Origin of the sequence: Bradyrhizobium sp. F1.13.3 (genome assembly GCF_040548265.1) — a bacterium.
Classification (GTDB): domain Bacteria; phylum Pseudomonadota; class Alphaproteobacteria; order Rhizobiales; family Xanthobacteraceae; genus Bradyrhizobium.
Window position 1 is genome coordinate 1 of sequence record NZ_JBEPRI010000032.1, and the last position, 13,276, is coordinate 13,276.

General features: G+C 60.4%; 12 protein-coding genes and 2 pseudogenes. 6 read left to right on the top strand and 8 right to left on the bottom strand.

Annotation, left to right across the window (positions count from 1 at the left end):
* Positions 1 to 610 precede the first annotated feature (610 nt).
* On the top strand, positions 611 to 937 hold the full coding sequence (locus ABIB66_RS41330; protein WP_354211437.1) for a DUF2380 domain-containing protein: 327 nt from the start codon (positions 611 to 613) through the stop codon (positions 935 to 937).
* Positions 938 to 1,058: 121 nt separating this feature from the next.
* Entirely contained in the window at positions 1,059 to 2,090 is a 1,032-nt protein-coding gene (locus tag ABIB66_RS41335; RefSeq protein WP_354211435.1) for an IS110 family RNA-guided transposase, read from the top strand.
* 1,170 nt (positions 2,091 to 3,260) lie between these two features.
* Here ABIB66_RS41335 and ABIB66_RS41340 read toward each other — a convergent pair.
* Positions 3,261 to 3,977 (bottom strand): ABC transporter substrate binding protein, encoded by a 717-nt coding sequence (locus ABIB66_RS41340; protein ID WP_354211433.1) that lies wholly within the window; start codon positions 3,975 to 3,977, stop codon positions 3,261 to 3,263.
* Between the two features lie 936 nt (positions 3,978 to 4,913).
* On the opposite strand from ABIB66_RS41340, the gene ABIB66_RS41345 reads away from it, so the two are divergent.
* Positions 4,914 to 5,171, top strand: coding sequence for a hypothetical protein (locus tag ABIB66_RS41345; protein ID WP_354211443.1), 258 nt, complete (start codon positions 4,914 to 4,916; stop codon positions 5,169 to 5,171).
* 459 nt (positions 5,172 to 5,630) lie between these two features.
* Here the strand turns inward: ABIB66_RS41345 and ABIB66_RS41355 are convergent, their stop codons facing one another.
* Positions 5,631 to 6,905, bottom strand: coding sequence for an IS256 family transposase (locus tag ABIB66_RS41355; RefSeq protein ID WP_354211432.1), 1,275 nt, complete (start codon positions 6,903 to 6,905; stop codon positions 5,631 to 5,633).
* Between the two features lie 360 nt (positions 6,906 to 7,265).
* On the opposite strand from ABIB66_RS41355, the gene ABIB66_RS41360 reads away from it, so the two are divergent.
* Positions 7,266 to 7,649, top strand: a complete 384-nt coding sequence (locus tag ABIB66_RS41360) for a hypothetical protein (protein WP_354211428.1) — start codon at positions 7,266 to 7,268, stop codon at positions 7,647 to 7,649.
* Positions 7,650 to 7,745: 96 nt separating this feature from the next.
* On the opposite strand, the gene ABIB66_RS41365 is transcribed toward ABIB66_RS41360, so the two are convergent.
* The gene (locus ABIB66_RS41365; RefSeq protein ID WP_354259595.1) at positions 7,746 to 8,393 is read right to left on the bottom strand and encodes a hypothetical protein; all 648 of its coding nucleotides are present in this window, start codon (positions 8,391 to 8,393) and stop codon (positions 7,746 to 7,748) included.
* A 91-nt stretch (positions 8,394 to 8,484) separates the two neighbouring features.
* Positions 8,485 to 8,966: pseudogene (locus ABIB66_RS41370) on the bottom strand (DNA-processing protein DprA).
* Between the two features lie 686 nt (positions 8,967 to 9,652).
* Here ABIB66_RS41370 and ABIB66_RS41375 point away from each other — a divergent pair.
* Positions 9,653 to 10,285 (top strand): hypothetical protein, encoded by a 633-nt coding sequence (locus ABIB66_RS41375; RefSeq protein WP_354211422.1) that lies wholly within the window; start codon positions 9,653 to 9,655, stop codon positions 10,283 to 10,285.
* On the opposite strand, the gene ABIB66_RS43780 is transcribed toward ABIB66_RS41375, so the two are convergent.
* From ABIB66_RS43780 to ABIB66_RS41395, 4 genes and pseudogenes are all read right to left on the bottom strand, one after another.
* Positions 10,276 to 10,662, bottom strand: coding sequence for an SPW repeat domain-containing protein (locus ABIB66_RS43780; RefSeq protein ID WP_502917438.1), 387 nt, complete (start codon positions 10,660 to 10,662; stop codon positions 10,276 to 10,278). The genes ABIB66_RS41375 and ABIB66_RS43780 overlap by 10 nt on opposite strands.
* A 105-nt stretch (positions 10,663 to 10,767) precedes the next feature.
* Positions 10,768 to 11,253, bottom strand: a complete 486-nt coding sequence (locus tag ABIB66_RS41385; RefSeq protein WP_354211442.1) for an Hsp20/alpha crystallin family protein — start codon at positions 11,251 to 11,253, stop codon at positions 10,768 to 10,770.
* Between the two features lie 102 nt (positions 11,254 to 11,355).
* A pseudogene (locus ABIB66_RS41390) lies at positions 11,356 to 11,807 on the bottom strand (Hsp20 family protein).
* Between the two features lie 474 nt (positions 11,808 to 12,281).
* Positions 12,282 to 13,037, bottom strand: coding sequence for an MFS transporter (locus tag ABIB66_RS41395; RefSeq protein ID WP_354259598.1), 756 nt, complete (start codon positions 13,035 to 13,037; stop codon positions 12,282 to 12,284).
* On the opposite strand from ABIB66_RS41395, the gene ABIB66_RS41400 reads away from it, so the two are divergent.
* Positions 13,015 to 13,272: a metal/formaldehyde-sensitive transcriptional repressor gene (locus ABIB66_RS41400; RefSeq protein WP_354211417.1), complete on the top strand. Its 258-nt coding sequence runs from the start codon at positions 13,015 to 13,017 to the stop codon at positions 13,270 to 13,272. The genes ABIB66_RS41395 and ABIB66_RS41400 overlap by 23 nt on opposite strands.
* Positions 13,273 to 13,276: the final 4 nt, after the last annotated feature.

A 13,276-nucleotide genomic window follows, 5' to 3' on the forward strand; every position in this document is an offset into this window, starting at 1 on the left:
CTGGCTCAGAGAACTCTTGTGCCTCTTCCCGATCCAGCTATCGCATACGCTTGCCTGTCCGCTCCCGCTCAATTCGGCTTCTTAACGGACGACTAAGTAGTTTACATCCCTGCATTCTTGGCCCAGGCTAATGCGGCAGCGGCTTTTTACTTTAAAGGAGGCATCCAATGCTCGCGGCAATCATTGGAACTCCCGATATAGTGCTCGCGAATGGGTGTCGCTTCGGTAAACGATCTGGATGGCCGATTCCGGCACCTTTATGCGGTCAGGGGTCGATGTCTGTTGGCGGCGTCAAAGGGGATGTGCTGGGATGCCGTCGGGATTGACGCGATTGGACCCACTGCAGACATAGCGCTCGGCCGCCTGGGCGGCCGCGTAGCGTTACCAAGGATTTCTTCGATAGGAGATGGAAAGAATTGATCTTCTAAGATGGACTAAGCGGAGGAGATCGAGCCATCGCCATGCGCCACAGCTCAATCCTGCACGCTGTTACCGCAGCCGGTCTGTTCCTGGGATCCATCCTCATCTCAGATGCATCCGCCGAGACCGCCGGCCACGCCTTGGCTGTCTCCGTCGACAATTTCAAATATAGAGACACGTCGAGGCCTTCATGACCGCGCTGCGGGACGATGTCAGGGCGGACCACCGTTTTGAGCTTGTGCCGTCAAATTGTCCGACCGATGGACCGATGTTGCGCGATCGGCGGCGCGCGGCGTCACAGGCCGGCGCGCAGATCCTGATCATCGGCGGCTTTCATAAGATGAGCACGCTGGTGCAGTTTGCGCAGACTGTTGCTATCGATACAAAATCCCAGCACATCGTGTTTAGGAAAGACTTCCAGTTCCGCGGCGACAACGACGAGGCATGGCAGCGGGCGGAGCGCTTTGTATCGGAGGAGATTCGCGACCTGCTGCTTGAAAGCAGATCGCAGCAATAGTCTACGCGATTCATGTGCATGCCACAGTCCGGATATGATGCTGTGGACGGCTCCTCCACCGGCACGAAAGTGCCAAGGAGTGGGCGCCGTCTGAGGCTCCCACGATTCGGAGGAGCAGCCTATGCAGTCAATTTCGACAGTCGGCCTGGATATCGCGAAGTCGGTCTTTGAAGTGCATGGCGTTGATGCAGCCGGCCAGGTGGTCGTACGCCGTCAGTTGCGGCGCCGGTACGTCCTGGCGTTTTTCCAGAAGCTGCCGCCATGCCTGGTGGGGATCGAAGCTTGCGCATCATCGCACCATTGGTCCCGCGAGCTGCAGGGGTTGGGGCATACGGTGCGATTGATGCCTCCGGCCTATGTGAAGCCCTACGTCAAGCGGCAGAAGAACGACAGCACCGACGCGGAGGCGATTTGCGAGGCGGTCACGCGACCCAATATGCGGTTCGTGCCGACCAAGACGGTCGAGCAACAGAGCTGTCTGATGCTTCACCGTGCGCGCCATCTCTTCATCCGCCAGCAGACGGCCGCGATTAACTCAATCTGCGCCTATCTCGCCGAGTTCGGGATTGTCGCCCCTGTCGGGCGCAGGGGTGTCGAGCAACTGCTGGAAGTCGTCGCCGATACAGCCGACCACCGGCTCCCCGAGGTCGCCCGAGCGTGTCTTGCTGCTCTCGGCAATCAGTTGCGGGCATTGAAGGCTCAAATCCTGGAGTTCGACCGACGCATCATCGCCTGGCATCGATCAAGCGCGACGAGCAAACGGCTGGACGCGATCCCCGGCGTCGGGCCGGCGTTGGCAACAGCCTTGGTCGCCAGCATTGCGGATCCCAAGGCTTTCCGATCGGGACGGGACTTCTCGGCCTGGGTAGGACTCGTGCCGAAGCAGAACTCGAGCGGGGGCAAGGACAAGCTCGGCAGTATCAGCAAGCAAGGCGATCGCTATTTGCGCAGCCTGTTCACGGCTGGCGCGCTCGCCGTCATCCGCTATGCCAAGATCCATGGCACCGATCATCGGCCCTGGCTCACTCGATTGTTGGCCCGGCGCCCCACCAAGGTTGCCGCTATCGCACTCGCCAACAAACTCGCCCGGATGGCTTGGGCGATGATGGCCCGGAACGAACGCTACAAGCAACCCGCCGCTCTCGCGGCGTGAATGAGATCACACGGGAAAGCCCGGCGTGACGTAACGGTTGGAAAGGCGAACAGCACGTAATGCAGTGCCGGTCGATCCGGCGATCAGGACAACCCACATGGGCCATAGCATCGTCGAATGCGAGGTATTGACCGGGACCTGATCCGCGGAGGGCATTATGGCCAGCGGTCACGTGAACCGCGTAAATAGGCCGAACACATGGCTGCTCCGACCAATTCTGCGACGTGAAGATTCTTCTTGCCAACCTGGAGCCGTCCACACATGGGACTATCGGCGAAGTGGCGGCAGCCCCCAAGAAGTCCACTCGCGCATGGCGGACCTGTTTTGCTCACCTTGAGTTCTTCGCACTTTGACCCAAAGCGACGTCACTGCTCCGGTACCCCCGCCAAGCTCAGCCCCTGATACAGTTGCGCGCGTCCGGAGAGGTAGATCGGGCTGTCGCTGGGCAAGTGCGAGCGCACGCGGCGTATGGAGAAACTTGGATTGAGGGCAAGTGCCGCCCCTGCTGCTCGCCTCGCCTCTTCGACAGCACCGAGCTGTGCCAACGCAGCAGCCAGCCAAAAATGCGCCAGCGGATGATTTCGATGGGCCTGAATGCTGCGGCGCAGCCAAACAACCGCCTCTCTATATGCGAAGGTGAAACTTGCCCATTCCGACGATCATCAGCCAAATATAGGAAGGGTATCGCGAGGAGACCAACGAAGTGCCTCCTGCACATCGGCTTCGGTCTCCACTGCACGGCCGATGTAAACCTTGGCGAGACCGATCCAAGCGTGAGCATGGGCCAAGTTGCGGTCGCCGTCGGAGGAAATCGGCAGGGGCAGGTCACCCGCAGTTCGACAGCTGCGTTGGGAGCCTACAGCAATGGCAAGCCTCTTTTTTCGACCATCCGGCGCCGGTCGGGCGCAACTCAGATGCCGTGCTAATACGGTGAGCCATGCCCCCCAACGGCGCGCCGGCTCGGGAAGATTGCTTCAGTGGAGCGAGCCGCGGCGGCTAGTAAGGAATTCCATTGCCTGATGATGATCCTCTGACTGATCATCCAATTGAGCGCTTATCCACTCCAAACTTTGCTCCAGCAGCGCATTGACAAGCATAATGCCCTGAGCGCGCCACGCACGTCACCGTCACAATCGGCCACGATCTCGTCGATCGCTAATTCGTATTGATCTAGAAGAGAGCTGGTGTGTGAGCGGCTTCATCAGACACCATGAGCGCATCCAGTTGATCTCGCTCCATCGATCTGAAAACGCGCTGGTACTCTGCTTGGTTAAAAGCGTTGCCCAGCAGAGCAGCGCTACCTGCTCTTTTTGCCGCTTCTCGCGCTGCCGCACCTCTTGGGTCTTCCCAGTACGATCGCGATACAAGGTAACCGACGGTGGACAGCCCCGGCATCGCCTCGACCAGCAGCTCGACACGCTTTCCAATGAGTTCCAATTCCGTCGCGATGGTAACGCCTGTAATGTTGCCGCCCGGCCGCGCGATGCTGGCCACAAGTCGCAAGGCTACCGGGTCGTTGACTATCGTCACAATCGGAATTGTCGTAGTCGCCATTTTAAAATCTAACGATAGAGGCGCCGCCACCGCTAAAATCAAGTCGGGATGCGTGTTGACCACATCCTGAACCAATTCGGAATAGCGCTCGGGTCGACCTTCTCCAGAGTAGCGACCTATCGTGAGGTTTTGGCCCTCGACGTAGCCAAGGCGGCTTAGCTCCTCGAAAAATGCGCGGTATTGCGGCGGACCACTCAGGCTCATTTCGCCGACTTTGATCCCCGGGTGAACGAAAGCGATCCGCTTCTTCCTTGCCGGCTGCTGCGCATGACCCGCGAGTGGCCATGTAGCCGTTACACCGCCAAAAAGAGTGATAAACTCGCGCCGTTGCATGTGCCCCCTCACGGGAAAACCTGATCGACCACTGAAAGCCTAGCACCTTACGACAGGACAGGAGCGAGAAAAGGTGGAATCGACCTCAGCATTCGTGAGCCGATGTCAGCTCAGGGTCACACGCGGTTCTCCACCGTCTGCCGCGGCAGGTGGCACCGCAGCGAATTGGAGTGCTCGGCAGCAGCAGCGTGGGTCATTTAAAGAATTCGGGCTGGTGACAAATCGGCTTCCCAGCCCGAACTATTCGCACGCTCCCGACATTACAGTGCCAAGGGCACACCTGTTATCGATCCGGGTTCATCGCCTGGGCCGTTCAACTCGATGCGGCGCCGACTGATCAATTAAACGACGCGGGTTCGCACGGGGGTCTGATGTAGGGGTCCGACGCATATGCGCCGACGTCAGGAGCGCGGACGCAGCCGCGCCCATCAAGGGCGCCACGCGGGGCGCTAACATCGGACCTCGCGACGTACCGATATTCCCGAGCCATCAGGGGCGTGGTCAGCATAGATGCAGCGATTAGCCCAGCCGACAGAACTTTGAATCTGGTCATTCCAGTTTCTCCATTGGATACAGAAGCCGAAACATTTCGGCGTCTCTTTGGAAATAGGTGGAGCGACCGGCGGTTTAAATTGAATAATTTTTTCATAGTCGTTTACCGCTGCGCATCGGCGGAGGAATCGATCACAAATTCCGGCCCGACTCGCCACGCGCCGTTGTGCGTGTACGCGCCATCGGCAGCTAAAATGTTATTCACAGTCCAGAGAGAGTTTCTCAACGGCTCGCGAAACGCGGCCGGTTGCCCGACATCAGCATCACGCCTATCGTCGAAGCGTGATTGCGCCAAGCCTGCGCGAAGGGAATGCCAACGCCTAACTGTCATTCATGTCAATGGACAGCACGCCATCCGTTACACGCCAGTAACAAGAGGATAGCATGACCAGCTTCAAATTTTTGGGCGCGGCGCTCGTTTTCTCCGCGACCCTTGCGACGCCCGCCTCGGCATGGGAACCCGCCGCGGCATTAGCCGCGGACCCCACCTTCTCCATCTATTCGGGCATGCATGGCGACATCTATTCAGGCATGCAAGGCGACGCATCGGACCTATACACACGATGGTCATATCACCGTTATGCTTGCAGCGCCGCCGCGTGCGGGCACCGCGGTTCCACCTTGCCAACCAGCCCGCAATGATCGCCGACGAATTTCGCCGCCAGTCGACCTGTTCACCGACCTTGTCGAGCTCCGAGCTAAGATCGGCCGCGATCCGTCTGAACGCGCGGTCATCACCGCAGCAAGTCCCGGAGCGTCCCGTCGCGGCGCCGAAGGGAAATGATAGCGTTCTTCGAGAATTGAGTCCCGAGCGAGAATGAGGATCCTTAGCGAATAAGCCCGGCACTTGCGCCGGACTGATCGCAAGTAAGCTTTAAGTGCTCGCAATGGAGTGATTGGAGAAGATTCTCCGCTGTCAGTCGGTTCGGATAGTAACGTTGGACGCCGGCTCGCGCCACTTTGCACGGGCGTGTTGCTGACCGGTCACGCTCCTAAGCTAAGCCTAACCCCGCGGCGCACCGCTTTGATGCCCCGGACCTGCGCGAGGGGATGTCCCGATCGGTGTTGAACTACGTCGGGCCGACGTTGCCGGGATGAATGTTACGCGGCCCTCGAGACGTGGGCAACGGGCTTGATCGTCATGCGATCGTGGTGAGCTTGAAGGGCTGCACGCAGAACCGACAATTGCTTATGCGCCTTCAATCGTCGAAAGCCCTTGTTGGCCTCGATCATGCCGGCCGCGACCCATCGCAAGGCCATACCGGCATCCCGCCAGCGTTTGACGTTGCGCGTGACGCGGCGAATGGTGCCCATCATGTTCTCGGCGATGTTGGTACAGGCGAGCGATCGACGAAGCTCCTTCGGCAGCTTCAACCGGACGACAGTCAGGATTTCGTCGAGGCCTTCGAGGATGCTGGCCGCGACGCCGGGCCATTGCTGGTCGAGGCGACGCGCGAGATTGCGGATCAATTTTTCAGCCTTGTCGGCGTCATCGAGCCCCCACGCCTGGCGCAGCACCCGACGGGTGGGCGCATGATGCTCTTTCGGCAGGCGTTCCATGATGTTGCGCGCCTTGTGGATCTGGCAGCGCTGGATCGCAGCGGCCGAACCGAAGGTGCGGCGGATCGCCTTCGACAACGCTTTCGCGCCGTCGGCGATGAACAGTCTTGGCATCGTCGGGTCGAGCCCGCGCGAGACCAGGTTGTCCAGCAGGGCCTGAACCGTTGCGGCATTCTCGGTCGCCCCTTCCACCAGCGCCAGCGGATGCTTGTTGCCTTCGCCGTCAACTCCGATCGCGGCGACCAGCACGAGATCGTCGCCGAGATGCAGCCCGTCGATTTGGACCACCAGAAGGTCGAGCGCGGACAGATCGGCAGCCATGAAGTCAGCCAGCCGCGCCGCCGACAGCGCTACGAACCTCCGCGAGGCCGCCGACTTCGAAACCCCCGATCCGGGCGGTGCCGGCACGTCACCTTCGGGCAGCCGGACGGCGCGGCCGAACCGGCGCGTCGACACATTGATCAGCATCAGGTTCATCGCCCAGCGACCGAGCCAATCCTCCTGCGCCGCCGTTTCCCAGCTCGGGATCGTGACCTCGCCGCCATCCACGCCCCGGACCCGCGGGCGCTCGACCTCGATCTTGCCGCCGTGGAAGCCGATCCGTCCCCGCGTTCGGCCCCAACGGTGCGCCCGCCGCGCCGCGTCGCGATCGTGGCGCGGCCCGCAGGCCGCCGTGACATCCGCCTCCATCATCGTGCCGAGCGCCTCGATCCCTGCCGCAAGGCAGAACCGATCGAAGCTCGCCCGCACTTCTGCAAACGCTTCGTCCACAGCCCCGGTCGCCGGCGAACCAGCCGGTGTGATATCTCTCGTCATGGCGTTGCTCTCCTTTGTGGAATCAGCACCCCGAGCCTACCGGCTCAAGGTGGGCAACGCCGACCTCTTCAGAAATTCAACAGAACCCGGGACATCCCCAGATCAGCGCCGACCACTGGGGCGATGATGTAAGGCTGTCGGACATCGAGCCGGGCTTCGTCCGCACTGCCTGCGGCAAGCGCGACGCGGAGGTCAGGCCGATGTTTTCACAAGCGCGCATGGGGACCGGCTGATGACGGCTCGAGCGGTTCGCTCAACGCGATGTGCGGCGGCGGGACCAACGCGCGCAGCGCGGCACGACGGAGGTCGGCAAGTGTTAAGTCCATTGCACTGTTGTAGCATCCCCGTTATGGCTGAGTGATGAAATTTCTGACGGTCGTTAGAGAGAGCGCGTGGGCGCGCGCAGGACTACTATTGGTCGTCATCGCAATCTCAGTTTGGATATTCGGTTTCACTCCGCGTGAGCGCGCGACGATAGGAATGGCGGCTGCCTGGCACCTAGGTGTCGTTGTCCCGGCCTTAATTCTTGGAGCCGCTTGGGGATGGATTTGGTTTAGTCGATCCCATTGGGGCTGGGCGACCGCGGTGCTATTGGTTCTCACGTTCGTTGTTGTTTATTACGGCACGCCGCTCAACGACTACTACAAAGAGCTGGGTACACGTGGTTCGCAATCCGCGGGCGTCCCAATTCCAGATGCCGCCAAGCCCGATTTTTCCGATATACGACCAGCTTCTCGGAAATAAAGGCGGAGCAGCCTGCGGATAGTCCAGCGGCGGCGTCCCTCCAGCATCATCGAGCCGTGCCCTCGACGTGGTGGCCGGCGAACGGTGACCTAACGCTTACGCTTGACTAACGTCCAAATCCTCAGGAGCCACCGCAAACGGGTCGTCGATCTGAGCATCCAGCGAACGGCCGCCGGCCAGCGCGAATTGAGCGGCAAGGCCGTGATCGTCCGGTTCCCACGACGCGGCGATGAAGTGACCGCCGGATGTCATGATATCATCGATCAGGACGACCTGCCCCGCCGGTATCGCTCGCGTCAGAGTGAGGCTTGCGTAGATAATATTGGGATCGCGTGAACCGCCTTCTTCGCGTGAGCTTGGTCTCGGCTCGACGAAACGCAAAACCGATGTGGCGGTCGCGTTCGGCACTCGCGCGGCGAGCTCTTGCGCGATCTTGAATGTCCGAAAATCTTCCGGCGATGCCACGATCGTCTTGCTGCACGGAATCGGTATCAAAATTTTTGCCTGCGCACCCAAGGCGATTATTTTTGCGGCGGCCCACGCCGCAAACCATTTGATCGCGAGGTCTTTGTTGGCATTCACAATCTTGGTGTTCGTTTCGTCGATGGGTACCCACGTGTAAGAATTAGCGTGCAGGTCCAGTCCCTTGACCGCCTTCACCAGATGGGTCGAATCGCAGTCCGCGCGGCGCATGCCGGCGACATCGCGCGTAAGATATTGCGCTTGGCAGGCTGTGTTCAGCACGATGTTCTTTATTTTGAAATCCGGTCCATGATGTCGTTCACGGACTCCAGCGGGACGGTCTTTTGGTCAGTCAGAAATCTTGCGGGCCATGTCAATTCAGAATCGTCCAGCACCGATTTTGCAATGAACAACCAACGCCCAAGCCGTAGACACTCGGCTGCTTGGTGCAGCGTGCCCGACGTATCGGACGCCTCGATGACACGGTGGCGTCGCTGATCGCCGCCATCACCCTGTTGCGCACGGGAAAGTTTGATCGGAATACTCGCTCACCTTCCTTAAAGGGTGAGAGCAGCAAATAGCGGCTGTAGATCGTCTGTTGGAGGCCGCGTTCTCAGCCGGATAGCCCTTGTCCAGCGGCGTGCCGATAACCGCCGCGACCCGACCGCTATTGTCAATCGCACTCGATAGCGTGGCAGTATCGACGCCCTTTGCAAGACCGCTGACGATTGTCACCCGCAGATCGGCCAGCTGGCGCGCCAGCTTGGACGCGCGCTTCCAGCCATTTTCCGAAACCCTCGCGCGTGCCGACGATGGAAACGCAAGGCGAGTCGGGGATGTCCAGATCGCCAGCATAGAAAACGGACGCTTCCCGGGTTGACGAGGCGTCGCGCAGGAAATCGAGCTGTTTGTCGGCAAGACCACCGCGTCCAATTCTCGTCAGAAGAGCGGGCAACGGGTGAACGGTTCATGCTTGTCGAAAGCACAAGGCGAATTCCTTGGTCAATGCAAGATCGCGCCCCGGCATTTGGCCCCCGGTCAGGTCTTGTAAGGTATCCGGAAACTGAAGGACCGTTGCGTTTGATTCGTTGTCGCGCAACAACGCTACACCGGCAGGTGTAAGGTTTATAGAGGGCGGCATCAAAATACCTTCGGCATCGTCTCAAAGAGGGAATATGCACGCTGCCGCAAATGGCTTTTCCCGCAACAGCATGAGCCGCTTAGAGAAGCGAGCTATAACGGCCTGTCGTCGGTCGCCGGGCGGGCCGGGATGATGCGCCAGCGCCATCCCGCCCCTGCGCGACGATGGACAGCCCGACCATTGGTGCCACGGCGCGGTTCTGATAGAGGTGGCGCGGGAAGGTCGCCCATCCCGCGCCCGTGCCGCCGGGAGGTAAGTGGCAGAAGCCGCCCCGGCAGCACGATCCGGTGTCATCGCCGCATCGGCACGAAAGTCCCGGCGACGTTGCTGGCAATGCGTCGGCGCGCGGAGTCGTGACCATCCGCACCTGCAAGATCGCGAGTGGCGAGCAGTCGCCGCGATGCTCGACCGGCAGACCCTGCGACTGCGCCTGTCACACAAACCAGCTTTCGTCGCGTTCGACCGCGAGCAGCGGGACTTTCCTGGCTGTTCCGAGAGCAACACCTCGCTCCTAGAGGCGGCACTGTCCGATGGACGAGGCGAATGCCGCTCGATGACGATCCTCCCCAGGGCGGAAACACGGTTGGATCGATTCAGCTTGGCGCGAGTTCAATCCCAGAGATTGCGACCTAAACGCGACTCTGGAGCGCAGTCCTTCCAGAGATCATCGATGGCAAGCATCTGCCCTTCATTCATCCCTGCTTGGCGGCGCGCCCCGGCGGCAATGCTGATTGTAATGTTTGCCTTGCCCTGCCACTCCGAAAGCGCTCGCGTCCATGTCAACATTGCTGGCCTGGGCACCGAACGCTGCGATGTCATGGAGACCGGACGCGCCAGTAAGGACGACGTGATGAAATGGGTTGAGGGGTTCTGGAGCGGGCTAAACTACGTGGCCGCGGCAAGCGGCCAGAAGCAGTCGATCGTCGATACAGACCTGATGCTGGCTGAACTCGAGAAGGCTTGCCGGCCCCGTCCGTCGCAGATTTTGGCGACCGCCGCCTGGAACGCGTTCCTTGCGCTGAATCAAAGGTAAGCAACGCTTTGGTTACAGCTACTTGGGTCGATTAGATGGAGAGAGCCTAACGGCCTCCGTCCATCAGCCCAATCGGTCCTTACGCTGTCACCTGAGGATAGCCGCCACGGGCGTACCAGATACGAACAGCGACCAGGACGCCGGCGATGACGTTGGACCGGTGTCGCGGTGGCGCTGTTCGAGAACTGCACAAGCCAGGGCGATAGCGTGACCCAAACGCCCACGGGAAGAGCGATCCACTCCTCCCATTCCGCGAATGCAGTCAACGCGGCCAGAAACAGCGCGGCGATCGCGAGACCGCTGCCCCAGGCGTTCCAGCTTGGCGTACGCTCATTGGAAAAGCCCAGGAGCCAACAAGCCGACCCCGAGCAGAAGATTGAGCATGTCGGGAATCAGCTCCTTTCTCCAAGTGCTATGCATCGTTGGTCTCCTTCATGATGCAGGTGCCCGGCGGGAAAGGCGGCCTCCCGCCGGCTCAACACTCATTTGCTGTCGATTGCGATCCGTTTCACCTTCTGCTGAGCAGTGGGCGATTTGGGCAGCATCACCGTCAGCACGCCGTTTTTTACCGACGCAGCGACCTTATCCTGGTCGATGTCGTCAACCGGGATAGCTCGCTCGAACCGTCCATAATAGCGTTCGCTGAAGCGACGCTCTTTGTCCTCGGTCTCGCTCTTCTTTTCACCGCTGATTGTCAGCAGACCATTGCGCAGTTCGACGTTGACGTCCTTTTCCTCGAGACCGGGCAGCTCCGCCACCACTTTGACTTCCTTCTCGGTCTCATTAACCTGGACACTCGGCCAGCCGAGCCCGTTTGACTTAAACGGGGCGATGTCGAACGCACGAAACGCATCGTCGAACAGCCGGTTCATTTCGCGGTGAAGTGCGAAGAAGGGATTGGCCTCGTTCCGTTGCAAGGCCATCTCCCGTGAGCCGTTGCCGAATGGGATGAGATCTCGCAGTGCCATGGAATTCTCTCCTTTCTTTGTTTTCTTTATGCCCTGCATGTGGGCGGGGCGCGCCGCCGCGCCGCGCGCTGTCATCGCCCGTAGCTCTGACCGGCAGACCGGTCAGGCCACTTGCTTCTGCCCGATTTGCTGGTTGTCATTGCCAGCCACACCGAGCTCGATGTGACGCGGCTTCATCGGTTCCGGCACTTCCCGCACCAGATCGATCATCAGCATACCGTTCTCGAAGCTCGCCTTCTTGACCTGGACGTAGTCAGCCAGGTTGAACACGCGGCGGAACGGCCGCATGGAGATGCCTTGGAACAGGAAGTTGTGATCACGTTTGTCGGCCTTGCGGCCCTCCACGGTGAGCTTGGATTGCTCTGCGGTGATCGTGATCTCATCCGGGGTGAATCCGGCCAACGCCAGCGAGATTCGGTACTGGTCGTCACCGGTACGCTCGATGTCGTACAGAGGATAATTGTCCCTGTCGTTCATCGCATCATTGGCCAAGTCAAGCATTCGGTCGAACCCGATACTCGAACGCCAGAAGGAGACAGATCATAGGTCCTCATAGCCACATCCTCCTTTGAGCAACATGGATAAGAGCAGCGCCGGGATGTTCCGGCGGCATTTGCCGGACCGTAAAAACGCATCCGACGCCACATCCGTGGCACGCAATCAATTAGAAGCATCATTTTGGACTTCAAGAGGCACGGCCGCTCGTCTGCTGAATTTTCGAAGTCACGGCGTTTGCTGCTCAGCAACCTGTACGCCGGGGCCGCGGAAATGGCGTGGGAGGAGCCGAACCCATGCATCGGCGGGAACCGGTCAGACGTTCCGGTCTTTTCTCAACCGAAGGTTCCGGACCGCGCCGTCCGTCGGGCAAACCGGACCAGGCGAATGGGAGGGCGAACACACAAAGACCTGCCATCGGAATGAACGCCGCGCCGCCATACGTCCCATACAGAAAGCCTGAGACCAGGGTTAGCAGCGCGGTCACCAGTCCGGAGCCGAACGCGTACAGTGCCTGAGCCGTCGTGCGGTGATTATGGGACTATGGCTTCCATGAGGCGCATACAAGCGAGATGCAGCAGCGCAAAGGTTAGTCCGTGCAACGGCTGTATGACGGCGAGCAACAAGACCGATGTCGTCAGGCCCGCAACGGACCAACGCACGACGCCGGCCGCTGCCGCCACGACAGCGGCACCACGGGCGCCAAGCCGGACAAGGATAGCCGGACCTATGAGCAAAAACACCACGACCTCCGCCACGACCGCTTCGGACCATAGGAGGCTGATTGTCGGCGCGCCCAAGCCAGAATCGCTCCACCGGATCACCGCGAACGCATCGTGCATGGCGTGGCTGCCGTAGACCAAAGCTGAAACCACTATCACCGATCGAAACCCCGGAATCTTGAGAACTGCGAACCTTCCGTCCACAGCAACAATCGATGCGGCTTGAGCCGCTGGCCCGGGAACCCACGTCGTTGCGACGGCCGCTGCGATCAGGAGGATCGCATTCAGCCACGCGACCGGCGCAAGGTCCGCAGGACTTATGAGCTGCCCAACTGCCAACGTGCCCAGCACGAAGGCCGCCGAGGCGCCGCCTCGTATCCAGCCATATTCGAACGCCCTCCCCGCCATCTGCGGCCGCGCGGCATTGACCGACAGCGCATCGGCAATTGCGGTCGTGGGAGCAAGAGCGACCGCCTGAACCAGCGCGACAAGCAGCAACAGCAGGAAGGGCACGGCTTCGCGCTGGAGGGCACCGTGGTCGCAGTTGCCGCCGATCGCGGTCACCACTTCAGCAAGCCGCCGCAGGGTCGAAGCGGTGGAACGGGCGTTGGAGGCTGAACTCGGCTGCACCGACGTGCTGATGCTCGTTGCTTCGGTTCGCGGCGCTGTCACCGGGCTGACCACCGAACTTCTCGAGGATCACATCCGCCATCACGTCGTCGATCCCGCTTCCGAGAGGGATCCCGGCAAGGCCAAAGGCGCTGCGGACCTGATCGACGTCCTTCGAACCTACTTGAAGTGAACAC

Coding starts and splice junctions, on each gene's coding strand:
- ABIB66_RS41375 (WP_354211422.1), top strand. CDS start 9,653: ATGCTCGACCGGCAGACCCTGCGACTGCGCCTGTCACACAAACCAGCT.
- ABIB66_RS41385 (WP_354211442.1), bottom strand. CDS start 11,253: ATGGCACTGCGAGATCTCATCCCATTCGGCAACGGCTCACGGGAGATG.
- ABIB66_RS41335 (WP_354211435.1), top strand. CDS start 1,059: ATGCAGTCAATTTCGACAGTCGGCCTGGATATCGCGAAGTCGGTCTTT.
- ABIB66_RS41360 (WP_354211428.1), top strand. CDS start 7,266: ATGAAATTTCTGACGGTCGTTAGAGAGAGCGCGTGGGCGCGCGCAGGA.
- ABIB66_RS41330 (WP_354211437.1), top strand. CDS start 611: ATGACCGCGCTGCGGGACGATGTCAGGGCGGACCACCGTTTTGAGCTT.
- ABIB66_RS41345 (WP_354211443.1), top strand. CDS start 4,914: ATGACCAGCTTCAAATTTTTGGGCGCGGCGCTCGTTTTCTCCGCGACC.
- ABIB66_RS41355 (WP_354211432.1), bottom strand. CDS start 6,905: ATGACGAGAGATATCACACCGGCTGGTTCGCCGGCGACCGGGGCTGTG.
- ABIB66_RS41340 (WP_354211433.1), bottom strand. CDS start 3,977: ATGCAACGGCGCGAGTTTATCACTCTTTTTGGCGGTGTAACGGCTACA.